Source organism: Pseudomonas sp. S4_EA_1b (genome assembly GCF_016307435.1).
GTDB classification, from domain to species: domain Bacteria; phylum Pseudomonadota; class Gammaproteobacteria; order Pseudomonadales; family Pseudomonadaceae; genus Aquipseudomonas; species Aquipseudomonas rhodesiae.
The window spans coordinates 1-13,324 of the sequence record NZ_JAEILC010000062.1 but is presented as its reverse complement, the minus strand read 5'-3'; the positions used below and the strand labels follow the sequence as shown (position 1 = coordinate 13,324).

The following is a 13,324-nucleotide window of genomic DNA, read 5'->3' as shown; positions in this document are numbered from 1 at the left end:
GTCATCGTGGATTGAATCAGTGGTAAACGGGGCGCGCAGGATACTTCAGTGGGCGCGAAAGCCCCACACAATCTCTACCACTCGCTCGGCCACGACCAGATACACCAGGATCAACAGCACTTGCAGCGCCAGGTGATAGCGCAACTTAGCGAGGCGGCGGATGCCATCGCTGACGTTCAATAGCATCAGCATGCTCGACAACACAATCAGCCCCCACCCCGCTACGTTAGCGGCGAACACTCCGATAAACAGCGGCTGCTGCCCGAGCAACGTATTGGTGCCAGCGGCGAACAGCAGCGCGCACACCAGCAGATTTTTCACGTTATCGAAAATCTGCGCACTCAAGTCGTTTTCCAGCAGGGCCACATATCGCTTCCAGAACGTACGCATCAGTCATCACCGGGCAGGGGTCGGTCGTCAATCAAAGTAGTTCAAATGCCCAGGTGCTGCACCGTCCCATGAACTTAGATAGGCGCCAGGTTGACCCTCGCGCAACCTTCCACATAGGTGCGTTCCAAGGCTATCGCCAGCAGAACGACCGCAGCCAACAATGATGGCTCATAGCCATGTTTTGAGATAGGATCAGCGCCCTTGACCTCAACAAGGACGATGAACACATATGTCAGGCGAAGTAGGTTTTTCAGAGTGGCACCCGTGGTCCGACCGTGGCGAACTGCCTGGTAAACACTTGCCCGGGGTGTATTTCATCGCGCGCAGCAAACACAAACCAGATACTCACCGAAATTGCGATGCGACTATCTATATCGGTGAGACCACCGGTCAGAGCCTGGCTGATCGGCTGCGTCAATTCAATGTATCGGCTTTCAGCGAACGGGCCGGACACTCGGGAGGGAACACCTTCAGGCTGACGCTGCTTGAAACAACGCCCGCCGAACATATCTGGGTGTCTACTTGCCCGGTGAGTATGGGCATGCCTTACACCACCGCCTACATCAAGCATTTGGAGCGCAAGCTGCTCTGGGAATATGTATGCACATGGGGAAGGTACCCGGCGTGCAATCACAGCTGATTGCACATTCCGCACACATCATTGACCAGGCAAGCACTTAAGACATGACCCCATTGTTTTCGAAAACCACACCTTCAGAAGCCACACTGATCGCTGCTCGGATTGCTCCCGTGTTTGACGCGGTGCTGAACGAGTACGACTTCCTCAAGTATCCGGCAGCCCATTACCAAGCATTCAAGACCTCTTACTCAGCGCGAACGGCCCAGAACCCACAGATTGCAGATTCGCTGCTGTGGAAGTGGGGCCATTGGGGCAAACCGAACTACCCACAACGCCATCGCAACCTGATTGCAGAGGTAGAGGGGCTCTGGCCACGGTTCATCGGTTCCGGTTGCGCTCAAGCGCCAGACCAAACCTTCCAGTGGTGGCAGGCGCAGTTCAAACGACAAACGACCTACATCACGTCGGCCTACATTACGCACCTTGTACATCACAGCGCGCCCCTGCCCATTATCGACCAGCACAACTTTCGCGCGATGAACGCCCTGTTCGAGACAGTGCGCCCGTCCCAGAAACGCAAGAAACGGCCATCCAGCTGGAATGACATTCAAGTGCTCAAAGACTTTATGTCGCAGGTCCTGCTAGCCATGCCTCAGCGCAGCTTTTCTGAACTGGACCGATTCCTGATGATGTATGGACGCAACCACGTCCCTCGCTGACAAAACCCGGAGTAGCCAATTGGTTGGCTACTCCCGCGGCACCACCCCCGTCCCAAACCGCCGAATCGCCAGGCAATAGCCCACCAACGCCAGCGCCGCCAGCAATCCGCCCGCAGCGCCGATCCAGGCGAAGCCGAAATGGCTGCCGACCCAACTGCCCATCAGGGCGCCGCCGCCGATGCCGATGTTGTAGATACCGGAGAACATCGCCATGGCCACATCCGTGGCGTCGGGTGCCAGCACCAGCACCTTGGACTGCATGGCCAGGCCGAAGCCCATGATCGCCATGCCCCAGAACACGCTCAAGCCCACCAGGTAGGATTCGGCGCCACTCAACGGCAGCAACAGCGCCAGGCAGGCCGCCAGCAGGAACACCGTCCCGACCACGAACAGGTGCGGGTTGAAGCGATGTACCAGGCTGAACAACAGCGAGCCGATGATGCCGGCGCCGCCGAACACCAACAGGATCAGGGTCACGGCGCCGCCGCCCAGGCCCGCCACCCCTTCGACGAACGGTTCGATGTAGCTGTAGGCGGTGAATTGCGCGGTGACGGTCATTGCCGTAAGCACGTACAACGCCACCAGCGCCGGGCGCTTGAACAGCAGTGGCAGGCTGCGCAGGGAGCCGGAGTTCTGGCTCGGCAACAGCGGCAAGGTGCGCGCCAACCAGAACACCAGGCCCGCCGCAAAGGCAGCGATCACCAGGAACGTGGTGCGCCAGCCCATGGCTTCGCCGAGCAGGCGCCCCAGGGGAATGCCCAGCACCATCGCCAGGGATGTGCCGGTGGCCAACAGGCCCAGGGCTTGCACTTGCTTGCCCTGCGGCGCCAGGCGCACGGCCAGGGACGCGGTGATCGACCAGAACAGCGCATGAGACAAGGCGATGCCGATACGACTGACCATCAATAGGCCGAAGCTGGTGGCGACACTGGACAGAATATGGCTGGCGATAAACAACCCAAACAGCACGATCAGCAACTTGCGCCGCTCAATGTTGCGGGTCAGCAGCATCACCGGCAGCGAGGTCAGCGAGACGATCCACGCATAAATCGTGAGCATCAGACCAACGTTAGCGATGGGCATGTCGAAGCTGGCGCCAATCGCACTGAGCAGCCCGACGGGTACGAATTCGGTGGTGTTGAACACAAAAGCGGCCAACGCCAGGGCGATGACCGGTTGCCAGTTGGGCTGGGGAGTTGCGTTTGAAAGGCTCATTGACGGGCGCGGTACTCTGACGGTGATCGAGCGGCCACCCAGGACAAGCGCCGCCGCCGAGCATTCTATCGGTTTCTGGGTCGGGTGTTGATGCTCTTGAGCAGCGCAGCATCAGAACGTGGTGACAGCGAGCATATAAACTCCCGATTTGACCTGACCCGAGGCAGCGCAGCAGAACATCAAGGATCCACCTGCGCCATCAACTCCGCAACACTCTCCGCACGCTTGGCATAACGCTGTGCCAGCGCCGCACACACCATCAGTTGGATCTGGTGAAACAGCATCAACGGTAGAATCAATACGCCCATGCTCGCCCCGGCAAACAGCACCTGGGCCATCGGCACGCCGGTCGCCAGGCTTTTTTTCGAGCCGCAGAACAGGATGGTGATGCGATCCTCCTGATTGAACCCAAACGCCTTGCCAAGCACGGTTGAGGCCACCAACACCAGCGCCAGCAGCACGCAGCAGGCCACCACCAGCCCGCCCAGCTCCCACAATGGGATCTGGTGCCAAATGCCTTCGTTGACTGCCTCGCTGAACGCGCCGTACACCACCAGCAGGATCGAGCCCTGGTCGACGAACTTCAGCCACGCCTTGTTGCGCCCTACCCACTCGCCGATCCAGCGCCGCGCGATCTGCCCGGCGATAAACGGCAGCAGCAACTGCACGCTGATTTTCACGATAGCGTCGACGGTGGAGCCGCCGTCGCCATGGACATTGAGTAATAAGGTCACCAGTAACGGTGTGAGGAAGATCCCAAACAGGCTCGACGCCGCCGCGCTGCAGATCGCCGCCGGGATATTGCCGCGCGCCAGGGAGGTGAAAGCAATCGCCGACTGCACCGTGGCCGGCAACGCGCAGAGGTAGAGCATGCCCATGTACAGGTCTTTGCCGATCAACGGCGACAGCACCGGTTTAAGTGCCAGGCCCAGCAATGGGAACAGCACAAAGGTCAGACTGAACACCAGCAGGTGCAGGCGCCAATGGCCGGCGCCGGCCACGATGGCCTGGCGCGAGAGCTTGGCGCCGTGCAGGAAAAACAGCAGCGCGATAGCCAGGTTGGTGACCCAACCGAATGCCACGGCGGTCTGGCCGCTGGCGGGCAGCAAGGAAGCGAGAATCACCGTCGCGATCAACGTGAGGGTGAAGTTGTCGGGTAGAAAGCGAGGCCGAGTCATAGTGAAGTCATCCAGGGGTTGCCAAGAGCGTCATGGCGACTCTAACGTAACGCTTTATTACCGACTAACGCCAACGAGCCAGTAAATGCCGCCTAAAGGACATGCCAATACTGTGCGCCGCAGCATTCCCGGGCTGTCCAGCCTGCCACGGCCGGTATACGGGCGCACTGAATCGCTGCCCAATCGCGCACTGACCCGCCGCCACAGTCACCCGTGGGTGCAATTGTCCTACGCGATTTCCGGGGTGTTGGAGATCCAGACCAGTGCCGGCCGCTTCGTCGCACCGCCGCAACGAGCCGTATGGATTCCGGCGGGCATGCCGCACCGGGTGTACAGCACGCCTCACACCGAGATGCGCAGCCTGTACCTCGATTGCAGCGTCACCCAATGGGCGGCCGGGCACTGTCACGTACTGGAGGTGAGCAACCTGCTGCGCGAGCTGATCCGCAGCTTCAGCGAACTGCCGGTGGAATACGCCGAGGACGGGCCCGACGGGCGGCTGGCCCAGGTGATCCTCGACCAACTCGCCGCCGCGCCGCAGGTCGACCTGATGCTGCCGCTGCCGGTGGACCTGCGCCTGCGCCAGATCTACCGCAGCCTCAACCTGCACCCGGAGCAGCAAACCACCTTGGGGCAATGGAGCGACAAACTGGGGGTCAGCGAAAAAACCCTCAGCCGCCTGTTCCTGCACGACACCGGCCTGACCTTCCGCGCCTGGCGCCAACGCCTGCGCCTGCTCAGCGCCCTGCCCGCCCTAGAACATGGCGAACGGGTCACGGACGTGGCGCTGGCCAGCGGGTATGAGTCGACGTCGGCGTTCATCAATGCGTTTCGCCAGCAGTTCGATGCCACGCCGGGGGAGTTTTTCCGCTGAGCCCCGCGTCAGGATGAAATATCAAATACAGCAGCCAGGCGCTTGCGGCCTCTCGGAGTGACCGTTAACGCGCGGGTATCGAGCGTGCGCATCAGCCAGCGCTCACGCAGCATATGCGTCAGCAACTGCGAGCCCAACGCACCGCCCAGGTGCGAGCAACGCTGGCAGGGCGACGGTGGCCGCGACAGCGGTCGTTCAGTTGCTGGCAATTCTGTCGTTCTATCGCAACTCATCCACCCGCAAGCGCAAGTAGTGCCCAAACCCGCCCTCGACTGTTATTGTGCGGCGCTTTGAAAAGCTGCCATGCCACTGCGAGGAAACGGACGTTGAACACTGACGAAAAAATGACCGGGGACCTGTTCGAGGTCGATAAGCGCCTGTCACTCAAACCGGTGGTGGACTTCAACACTTACCTGCGCAGCGCGTTCGGCGACGGCCCTTGCACCTGCATCCGCTGCACCGCCAGCGGCGGCGACGAAAGCGGTTACGCGTTCCAGCACACCTTCAGCTTCGACGGCAAACCCACCCATCGCCGCTTTGCATCCACGGCAGGCAGCGATGTGTTGCAGGCGTTGAAAAAGGCCTGGTTGTCGTATACCAAGGCAGAGCTGCCGACTACCGGTTTGCTGGCCCTGGATACCGTAAAGGAATTTGTCGAGCCGCAACTGCACAAGCGCCTGGCGCCACTGTTTTTGGCCAGCGGCCTGGTCAACGAGGTCGACGGTCACTTGAACCTGTTGCCCCAACTGGCTTAAAGCCCCCGCAATACGCGCCGAACCGGGATGAACCGGCGTTTTACGCAAAGGATTGAGATTGATGACCCGAGAAAGCATCACCCGCTACTGGCACGCCGTGGAGCTGCTGCAACCGCAATCGGCCCCCAAAATCGAAAAGCGCGACAGTCTGTTTGCGTCGTTCCTGCATGACTGCAATGCGGCGCGGCCGGTGATGCCATGGGCTGCCAGCAGCCCGGCGCACGGCCAGCCAAAGCCTAAAGACCGGGTCTGGAGCCACACCCTCTTCGCCCACCTGTACGACAGCCGCCGCGTGGCCGAAAGCCTTAAGCAACTCTACGGTGCCGACCAAGGCTATAAAGAGCCGCCGAAAACCCGTGAATCCGCGCTTTTCGCGCTGAAGTTCACCGAGCAGGGGCTGATGGTGCAAGACAGCCTGGTGCTCTCCAGCGAAGCCTGGTTCCTCGGCCGCGCCCTGGCAAACAGGGATTGGACCCGCGGCTTCGACGAGGAACAAAACTATCTGCGCGAGGACATCAAGCCGCTGATGGGCGGCCCAGTCGATGCAGCGATGTTGGTCGAGCTGACCGAGAAGATTCGAAACTTCCTCGGCCTGGACGACTACTTCAGCGCCCCCGAGCGCTACACCCACCGCTGGCGCTCCACGCCCATCAAGATCAAGAACCCCGCCCAGGAGGACGACCCGCTCAACAGCTTTCTGCTCGCGGACCTGGCCGACGTGGCGGACAGCCTGCGCAATGGCATCACCAGCGCACCGCTGGCGCAGTACCTGGCGCGACATGCCCCGGCACAGCGCTTGCACATCGACGATGACGATGCCTCCCTGGCGTTAATCGAGCGTCTGGCGCCCAAACAGTACCCGTTGGGCTGCTGGCCGGCCGAGCATCACCTGGGGCTGGTGCATTCCCAGCAATTGGCGGTGAATACCCTGCTGCATACGTTGAGCGATGGCGAAGGTGTGCTGGGCATCAACGGCCCGCCCGGCACCGGCAAAACCACCCTGTTGCGTGATCTGCTGGCCGCCGTGGTCACCCAGCGCGCCGATGCCCTGGCCGCTCTGCCCCGCGCGTCTGCCGCCTTTGTCGACGGCACGCCCGAACGGGTGAGTGACGGCACGGACTTCCAAACGGTGCATGCGCTCAACCCGGCATTGTTCGGCTTTGAGATGGTGATCGCGTCGTCCAATAACGGCGCCGTCGAAAACGTCACCTTGGAGTTGCCGCAGCGCGACAAAATCGACCCCAGTTGGCTGCCGGACGCTGACTATTTCGGCGAACTGGGTGAACTGGTCAGCGGCAAACCCGCCTGGGGCCTGATCTCCGCCGCGCTGGGCAGCAAAGCGCGGCGCCGCACCTTTATCAGCCGCTACTTCTACGGCCAGCCACCCCGCAAACCCAAGGCCAGCGACCTCGAAGAACAGGCGCACGACTGGCTGTCGGCCTTGGAGGCCGAGGAGCTGGACGACGACCAGGAAGAAGAAGACGAGCCCGGCGAAGACAGCCCAGAACAGGCGCGCCGTGGCTTCCTCGGCTGGCTCGGAACCCAGGCCGACATCAGCCGCACCTCCGCGCAACGCCTGAGCACCTGGCAGCAGGCAGTGGCGGATTATCAGGCGGCCAAGGCTCACGCCGAACACTTGAGCGCCGACGCCCAGCGCATCAACGACCATTTGCAGGCTGTCAGCGCGTTGCGCGCGCAAATCGCTGAGCAAGAGGACGCACTCAAGCGCTTGACCCACACGATCAAAGAGACCGATGCGCGTATCGCACAACTCGACGAGCGCGAGTTCAAGCCCGCCCACGACGCTCTGCAACACAGCCTGAACGAGGTGCAGCGGCACCTGGCTGGCAAGCCTGGGTTCTTTGCCAACCTCCTGAGCCTGTGGGGCACGCAGCGGCGTTGGAATGAAGTACAAGGTGTTATCCGCAGCCGGCACGCCCTGGCCGAAGAAAGCTTCGAACAAGTCAAACGCAGCGCCGCGCGTCTGACCGGCGAAAGCAAGGCGCTCAATCACCTGAGCGCGGAACACCAGCAGGCTCTTGGCGGTTTGCGCGAGCGTCAGCGCCAGCAGATCGAGCAAATCACCGCCCTGGCCAAGGCGTGCAAGGCAGAGCACCTGCTGGCCTGGCTGCGCCACGGCATTATCGGACGCGGCGAGGCCATTGAGCTGATTGAACCGTGGTCGATCAGAGGCTGGCGCCAGGCCCGCGCCCGAGTGTTTATCCAGGCCCTGAAGCTGCACCAATGCTTCTTCGAACTGGAAGCCAAGCGCGTTCGCGCCAATCTGTATTTCATTAACCGTGTGTTGCAGGGCGCGCGCTTCCAGGGCGTCTCGCGCGCGGCGATCCGTTCGAGCTGGGCGTCGTTATTTATGCTCGTGCCGGTGTTGAGCAGCACCTTTGCCTCGTTCGCGCGCTCGTTCGGCTCCCTGGGGGTCGGTGAAATCGGCTGGCTGCTGGTGGACGAAGCCGGGCAGGCCACCCCGCAAGCGGCGGTCGGTGCCCTATGGCGCGCGCGCCGTGCCGTGCTGGTGGGCGATCCGCTGCAACTCAAGCCCATCGTCACCGTGTCGGAAGCGGTGCTGGAACATATGCGCACCCGCTACGGCGTCGACGAATACTGGCTGCCGACGCGCCAGTCCGCGCAAACCCTGGCCGACGAAGCCACCCGCTGGGGCCGGATGATGGGCCCGCCGCAGGCCAAGCGCTGGGTCGGCTTGCCGCTGGTGGTGCATCGTCGCTGCGACCGTCCGATGTACGCGCTGGCGAACCGCATCGCCTACGACGGCGCCATGGTCTTCGGCACCGTGCCGCCCTCCCCGGCCAAAGAAACACCGGCCAGCCTGGCCACCGGCTGGGTCCAAGCTCATGGCCCTTCGTCCGGCAACTGGGTCGCGGCCGAAGGCGATACCCTGATGCGCCTGTTGGCGATGCTGCGCCAGGACGGTGTGAAAATCGCCGACATTGCCGTGGTCACTCCCTTCCAGGCGGTGCGCGATCGCCTTAAAGAGCTGCTGCCGCGCAAAATGCTCTACGGCACCATTCACACCATGCAGGGCAAGGAGGCGCCCGTGGTGATCATGGTGTTGGGCGGCAGCAGCGAAAACGCCGGTGCGCGGGACTGGGTGGTCAGCGAGCCGAACCTGCTGAACGTGGCCGCCACCCGGGCCAAGCGCCGCTTGTACGTGATCGGCGACCGCAACGACTGGCAAAAGCGTGCATTGTTCTGCGATGTGATGACGTTGCTGCCGCACCAGGCGCTGGCCCCTGGTCGCCCGAGCGAGACAAACGCCTGAATCCGCGCTATTGCTGACGGTCATACCGGCCCACAGGCTCAACGGAGTACTCGATGACCACGCCAAGCAAAAAGATGAGCCTGCTGGGCCTCACCACGTTGGTGACGATCAATATGATGGGCTCGGGCATCATCATGTTGCCGGCGAGCATGGCGCAGTTGGGCGCGATTTCATTGCTGTCGTGGCTGATCACGGCGGTGGGCTCGATGGCGATCGCATATGGCTTTGCCCAATGCGGCGTGTTCTGTAGACGCGCCGGGGGGATGTCGGCGTATAGCGAAGAAGCCCACGGCAAGTCGGGGTTCTTCCTGTGTTCGTTTCTGTATTTTCTGTCGCTGATCATCGCCAATGTGGCGATTGCGATTTCGGCGGTGGGCTATCTCTCGGCGTTTATTCCATGGCTGGCCAGTGGCCCGGTACCGCTGTTTATCGGCAGCCTGGCGCTGATCTGGCTGACCACCGCCGCCAATTTCGGCGGCCCACGCCTGACCGGGCGCATAGGCGTGGTGACGGTGTGGGGCGTGATTATCCCGGTGGTGGGGCTGTGTGTGATCGGCTGGTTTTATTTCAAGGTCGAGGTGTTCGTGGCGGCCTGGAACCCGCACCAGCTTCAAGGATGGGACGCGATCAGCGCGAGTATTCCGCTGACACTCTGGGCATTCCTTGGCATGGAGTCGGCGGCCCAGGGGCATGACGCCGTGGAAGACCCACAGCGCACCGTGCCTCTGGCCTGCCTGCTCGGCACCCTCGGCGCGGCGCTGGTGTACGTGCTGTCCACCACTGTGATCCAGGGCATCGTGCCGAACGCCAAACTGGCGAGCGCGTCCGCGCCCTTCGCGGTGGTATATGCACAGATGTTCGCGCCGTGGGTTGGCGACGTGATCATGGCGCTGGCGGTGGTGGCCTGTATCGGCTCATTGCTGGGCTGGCAGTTCACCCTGGCCCAGACGGCCAAGATGTCGGCGGATCAGCGCATGTTTCCGCGTTTTTTCAGTCGGATCACCCAAGCCAACGCGCCACTCCTGGGCCTGTTGGCCTGCGCCGCGCTGCAAAGCCTGATCGCCTTGTCGACCATTTCGCCCACCGCCTCAGCGCAGTTCAGCAAATTGGTCAGCCTGGCGGTGGTGACCAACCTGGTGCCCTACGTCACCGCCCTCACCGGGCTAATGGTGATGATGCACAAGGCCCGCGCCCCGCAAGCGCTGCAAGTACGCAATACGCTGGTGGTGCTGGTGGCTGCGGCGTATTCGCTGTATGCGATCTACGCCTGCGGCGAAGAGGCGGTGTTTGGCGCGATGCTGGTGCTGGCGTTCGGTTACGTGCTGTACGGTTTTCTGGCTAAACGCTTCGTCGGCGCTGGGCGGGCTGAGAGTTGCTAAGCCGGCCCTCAGCGCAAACGGGTCACTGCCAATGCGACCACGGCGATCCGCTCTACGCGCTCATAACCGGGCTTTTCCAACTCTTCGCCGAATACATCCGGGTCTAGTTCGCGGTAGGTCCAGCCGTAGGCATCGCCGCCGAGCAACGGCTTAACCGCCGCGAGGAACGGATCCTCCCCGGCGACAATCGCCGCACCGGTATACAGCACTAATGTACCGCCCACCGCCAGGCGCCCGAGGGACTCGCTGACAATCCGCACCGACAGCTGCTCGCCCAAGGCGCCGCCGCCATGCCGGTAGGCCCGCTGGCGGTCATCGTTCATATAGGGCGGGTTGGCGACGATCAAGTCGAACTCGCCTTCCACGCTGTCCAACACGTTGCTGTGATACGCGCTGATATTGCTCAGGCCGGCCAACTCGGCGTTCACTGCGGTGAGACGCAAGGCGCGCGGGTTGATGTCCACCGCAAGCACTTGGGCGTCATGTCGCGAGCGGGCGATTACCAGCGCACCGACGCCGGCGCCGCAGCCGATGTCCACGGCACGCTTGATCGGCTCGAAGCGCTGTTGCAAGTGGGCGTCGATCAGTTGCGCGAAGCGGTAGCTGTCAGGCCCGAAAAACACCGCATCCGCCTGGGTGGTGGGATACGCCGAGTGGGCAATCAACAGGTCATCCAGGCTCGACCAACGCACGGCGCTGCGCCAAAGCGAATCGTGCTCTTCGACGACATCGGCGTGTTGCAACTCTTCGCGCAAGGCGTCGGGCAACAGGTCGCGGTCAAACGGCATCGACCAGCCGAAGACATCGCGCAGGTTCATGGCCAGCGGCGTCGCCAGGCGTGCGTAGACGCGGTCATGGGTCAAGGGCGTGGGCGTGATAAAGCGGTAGCCGCTCTGTTGCAAACCGCGTCCCAGGTTCAGCAGCGCACGGTCGGCCAGTTGTTGTGCGGACATAAACAGGTTCCTTAGCGCAGGCGCGCGCGCAGTTGGATAAAGCGGCGCGTGGCGTATAGCCCCGCGGGGGTGCAATGGCGACGGGCCGACAACCACGGCAGCAGCGCAGTGAGTTGCTGTTGATCGGTGAGGTTGCACAGCGATTCGACCAGCGCCTGGGTGTCCGGGTCCGTCGGCCGATGCGTGTCGCGGGGCAGCGGTTTGCCACGACCGGGGCGCACCGCAGGCACGCGTTCGGCGCTGATCCAATCACCGGCGATCCAGTCATGCAGCACCTGTTTTTCATAGCCACTGAACACCCCGAACATCGCCGCACCGGCGCCTTCGATCAGTTGCCAGAAGCGGCTCTCGGCCGGGTCCTGGTTGCGTTTGATCCAGCCCTTGTCTTCCAGTGCCTGGAGAAACGCGCCGATCTGCCCGGGCTTGGCGAGCCATTGGTTGACGGTCTTGCCTTCGAAGCGGCAATAGTCCGAATGCATGTGCTGGCCGAAGGTGCGCTTGCGTTCGAGCATGGCCACCAGTTCGTCGTGCAGGTTGAAGCTATTGATCACGGCTGTAGTGCCCGGGCCCAAGTCATTGAGGCGGTAGCCCTCGGCCACACGTCGATAGAAGTCCGCCCTGCCCTCGCCCAACGGCAACAGGTCGATGACCGATTGCGCCGCTTTGCAGGCGTGTCCGGTGCTGGCGTTGTCGATGGTTACGTGGAGCGTGAAGTAATAGGGGTCGACGCCCAGTTCGCTCAGTTCGTACGAAGTGATCAACAGGTGCAGGGGCAACTGCTCATAGCCCAGGTTGTAGCCGATGATTTCCGGCAAGAAGTCCTCGCCGCACAGACCCAGCGCCAGTTGCAGAGCGCCTTGCAGGTAGTGATCGTCGTCCAGGCCGGCTTCGCTGGCGGCATCGTGGTCGCTGAGCAGCTTGCGGTAAATCACCACATGATTCTGCGCGGCGTGGCCGTCGCCCAACTCTTCCAGGTAGGTGGTGAGCAGGCCGTCAAAGCGCGGGTCGTGCCAATGGGGCAGCAGGCCGTACAGCCAGGCGCCGTCGACCTGTTTGGTCGGCGCCACGCGCTGCAGGCAATACAAGGCATGGGCCTTGTTGTGAAAAAATCGACGGGGCCGGCCTTGTTGGCGTTGCTCCAGGTACTCAGCGTAGGCCTGGGCCACTTCGGCGCAGCGCTGCTCCACCCAGGCGGTCAGATGTTCAGGCACTTCGGGCAGGTCGCCGGGTAACTTACGCACCTGGGCCAATTGCGCTTGCACAAAATCCCGTGCGGCTTCTCCGGCGCCCTCGGCTTCGCTGTACAGCTGTTGGTACAGGGCGTGATAACGACCGTGAGCCGAATGGTGCATCGAGGCCGGCTGGCCTGAGAGCGCTGTGAGGAACGTCATGATGGCAGTGTCCGCAAAGTCCTAAACAACCAGGCCTCCCGACAAGGCGGCCCCGTAAGCACGCTGAACGGCGCGTGTCTAGAATGCAGAGCCTCGGGAGGTGCGGAAAATTCAAATCGGATTAAGACGGGGTGGACCAGCGGTCGATTGCTGTGGCGCAGAATCGGCCTGAAAGCCTTGGCAGGGCAAGGCCTGGCAGAGGTTATGGGGTGGAGAGACTTATGTGTTGAACCGGCATGTTTGTGTGGTGAGCGGGCTCGCCCCGCGCTGGGTTGCGAAGCAGCCCCAAACCCAGGCACCTCGGTGTGTCAGCTAAACCACATCGCCTGGGATGGGGCCGCTTCGCAGCCCAGCGCGGGGCAAGCCCGCTCACCACAGAGTTATTCCAGCCTTTGAAACGTGTGTATAGATCTATGGCTATTGGGGCCAGATGCACCGAGTTGCCGGGGGGTGGCCCAGAGGAACTTAACTGTGGGAGGGGCTCACCACAGAGCTATTTCAGCCTTAAAACTTGTGTAGAGATCTATGGCTATTGGGCCAGATGCACCGAGTTGCCGGGTGGTGGCCCAGAGGAGTTTAACTGTGGGAGGGGGCT

The 13,324-nt window shown here is 62.3% G+C and carries 12 protein-coding genes; 6 read left to right on the top strand and 6 right to left on the bottom strand.

Translation table 11 applies throughout. The annotated features are described in order from the left end of the window. Positions 1-45 precede the first annotated feature (45 nt). On the bottom strand, positions 46-390 hold the full coding sequence (locus YA0848_RS19760) for a hypothetical protein (RefSeq protein ID WP_034098564.1): 345 nt from the start codon (positions 388-390) through the stop codon (positions 46-48). Between the two features lie 229 nt (positions 391-619). Between YA0848_RS19760 and YA0848_RS19755 the strand changes: the two genes are divergently transcribed. Both YA0848_RS19755 and YA0848_RS19750 read left to right on the top strand, forming a co-directional pair. Next, positions 620-1,030: a hypothetical protein gene (locus tag YA0848_RS19755; RefSeq protein WP_080758750.1), complete on the top strand. Its 411-nt coding sequence runs from the start codon at positions 620-622 to the stop codon at positions 1,028-1,030. A 110-nt stretch (positions 1,031-1,140) separates the two neighbouring features. Beyond that, positions 1,141-1,689, top strand: a complete 549-nt coding sequence (locus YA0848_RS19750) for a hypothetical protein (protein ID WP_034114110.1) — start codon at positions 1,141-1,143, stop codon at positions 1,687-1,689. A gap of 27 nt (positions 1,690-1,716) precedes the next feature. Here the strand turns inward: YA0848_RS19750 and YA0848_RS19745 are convergent, their stop codons facing one another. Then, entirely contained in the window at positions 1,717-2,904 is a 1,188-nt protein-coding gene (locus YA0848_RS19745; protein WP_034098566.1) for a sugar transporter, read from the bottom strand. Between the two features lie 179 nt (positions 2,905-3,083). Next, the gene (locus YA0848_RS19740; RefSeq protein ID WP_034114125.1) at positions 3,084-4,082 is read right to left on the bottom strand and encodes a bile acid:sodium symporter family protein; all 999 of its coding nucleotides are present in this window, start codon (positions 4,080-4,082) and stop codon (positions 3,084-3,086) included. A gap of 85 nt (positions 4,083-4,167) precedes the next feature. Here YA0848_RS19740 and YA0848_RS19735 point away from each other — a divergent pair, with 85 nt between their 5' ends. Further along, positions 4,168-4,956 (top strand): AraC family transcriptional regulator, encoded by a 789-nt coding sequence (locus YA0848_RS19735; protein WP_169903166.1) that lies wholly within the window; start codon positions 4,168-4,170, stop codon positions 4,954-4,956. Between the two features lie 8 nt (positions 4,957-4,964). Here YA0848_RS19735 and YA0848_RS19730 read toward each other — a convergent pair whose 3' ends face one another. Next, positions 4,965-5,165: a hypothetical protein gene (locus tag YA0848_RS19730; protein WP_169903167.1), complete on the bottom strand. Its 201-nt coding sequence runs from the start codon at positions 5,163-5,165 to the stop codon at positions 4,965-4,967. 117 nt (positions 5,166-5,282) lie between these two features. Between YA0848_RS19730 and YA0848_RS19725 the strand changes: the two genes are divergently transcribed. From YA0848_RS19725 to potE, 3 genes are all read left to right on the top strand, one after another. After that, the gene (locus tag YA0848_RS19725) at positions 5,283-5,711 is read left to right on the top strand and encodes a hypothetical protein (protein ID WP_034098569.1); all 429 of its coding nucleotides are present in this window, start codon (positions 5,283-5,285) and stop codon (positions 5,709-5,711) included. A gap of 61 nt (positions 5,712-5,772) precedes the next feature. Continuing rightward, positions 5,773-9,006 carry an AAA domain-containing protein gene (locus tag YA0848_RS19720; RefSeq protein WP_169903168.1) on the top strand — a complete coding sequence of 1,078 codons (3,234 nt, stop codon included), beginning with the start codon at positions 5,773-5,775 and terminating at the stop codon, positions 9,004-9,006. Positions 9,007-9,059: 53 nt separating this feature from the next. After that, a complete protein-coding gene (potE, locus tag YA0848_RS19715; RefSeq protein ID WP_034098572.1) occupies positions 9,060-10,385 on the top strand; it encodes a putrescine-ornithine antiporter in 1,326 nt (441 codons plus the stop codon). 8 nt (positions 10,386-10,393) lie between these two features. Here the strand turns inward: potE and YA0848_RS19710 are convergent, their stop codons facing one another. Together YA0848_RS19710 and YA0848_RS19705 are read right to left on the bottom strand one after the other, a co-directional pair. After that, entirely contained in the window at positions 10,394-11,338 is a 945-nt protein-coding gene (locus YA0848_RS19710; RefSeq protein ID WP_034114131.1) for a methyltransferase, read from the bottom strand. Between the two features lie 11 nt (positions 11,339-11,349). After that, positions 11,350-12,729, bottom strand: a complete 1,380-nt coding sequence (locus YA0848_RS19705; protein WP_034114133.1) for an iron-containing redox enzyme family protein — start codon at positions 12,727-12,729, stop codon at positions 11,350-11,352. Between the last annotated feature and the right edge of the window lie 595 nt (positions 12,730-13,324).

Coding starts and splice junctions, on each gene's coding strand:
- YA0848_RS19705 (WP_034114133.1), bottom strand. CDS start 12,729: ATGACGTTCCTCACAGCGCTCTCAGGCCAGCCGGCCTCGATGCACCAT.
- YA0848_RS19735 (WP_169903166.1), top strand. CDS start 4,168: ATGCCGCCTAAAGGACATGCCAATACTGTGCGCCGCAGCATTCCCGGG.
- potE (WP_034098572.1), top strand. CDS start 9,060: ATGACCACGCCAAGCAAAAAGATGAGCCTGCTGGGCCTCACCACGTTG.
- YA0848_RS19720 (WP_169903168.1), top strand. CDS start 5,773: ATGACCCGAGAAAGCATCACCCGCTACTGGCACGCCGTGGAGCTGCTG.
- YA0848_RS19755 (WP_080758750.1), top strand. CDS start 620: ATGTCAGGCGAAGTAGGTTTTTCAGAGTGGCACCCGTGGTCCGACCGT.
- YA0848_RS19710 (WP_034114131.1), bottom strand. CDS start 11,338: ATGTCCGCACAACAACTGGCCGACCGTGCGCTGCTGAACCTGGGACGC.
- YA0848_RS19760 (WP_034098564.1), bottom strand. CDS start 390: ATGCGTACGTTCTGGAAGCGATATGTGGCCCTGCTGGAAAACGACTTG.
- YA0848_RS19740 (WP_034114125.1), bottom strand. CDS start 4,082: ATGACTCGGCCTCGCTTTCTACCCGACAACTTCACCCTCACGTTGATC.
- YA0848_RS19745 (WP_034098566.1), bottom strand. CDS start 2,904: ATGAGCCTTTCAAACGCAACTCCCCAGCCCAACTGGCAACCGGTCATC.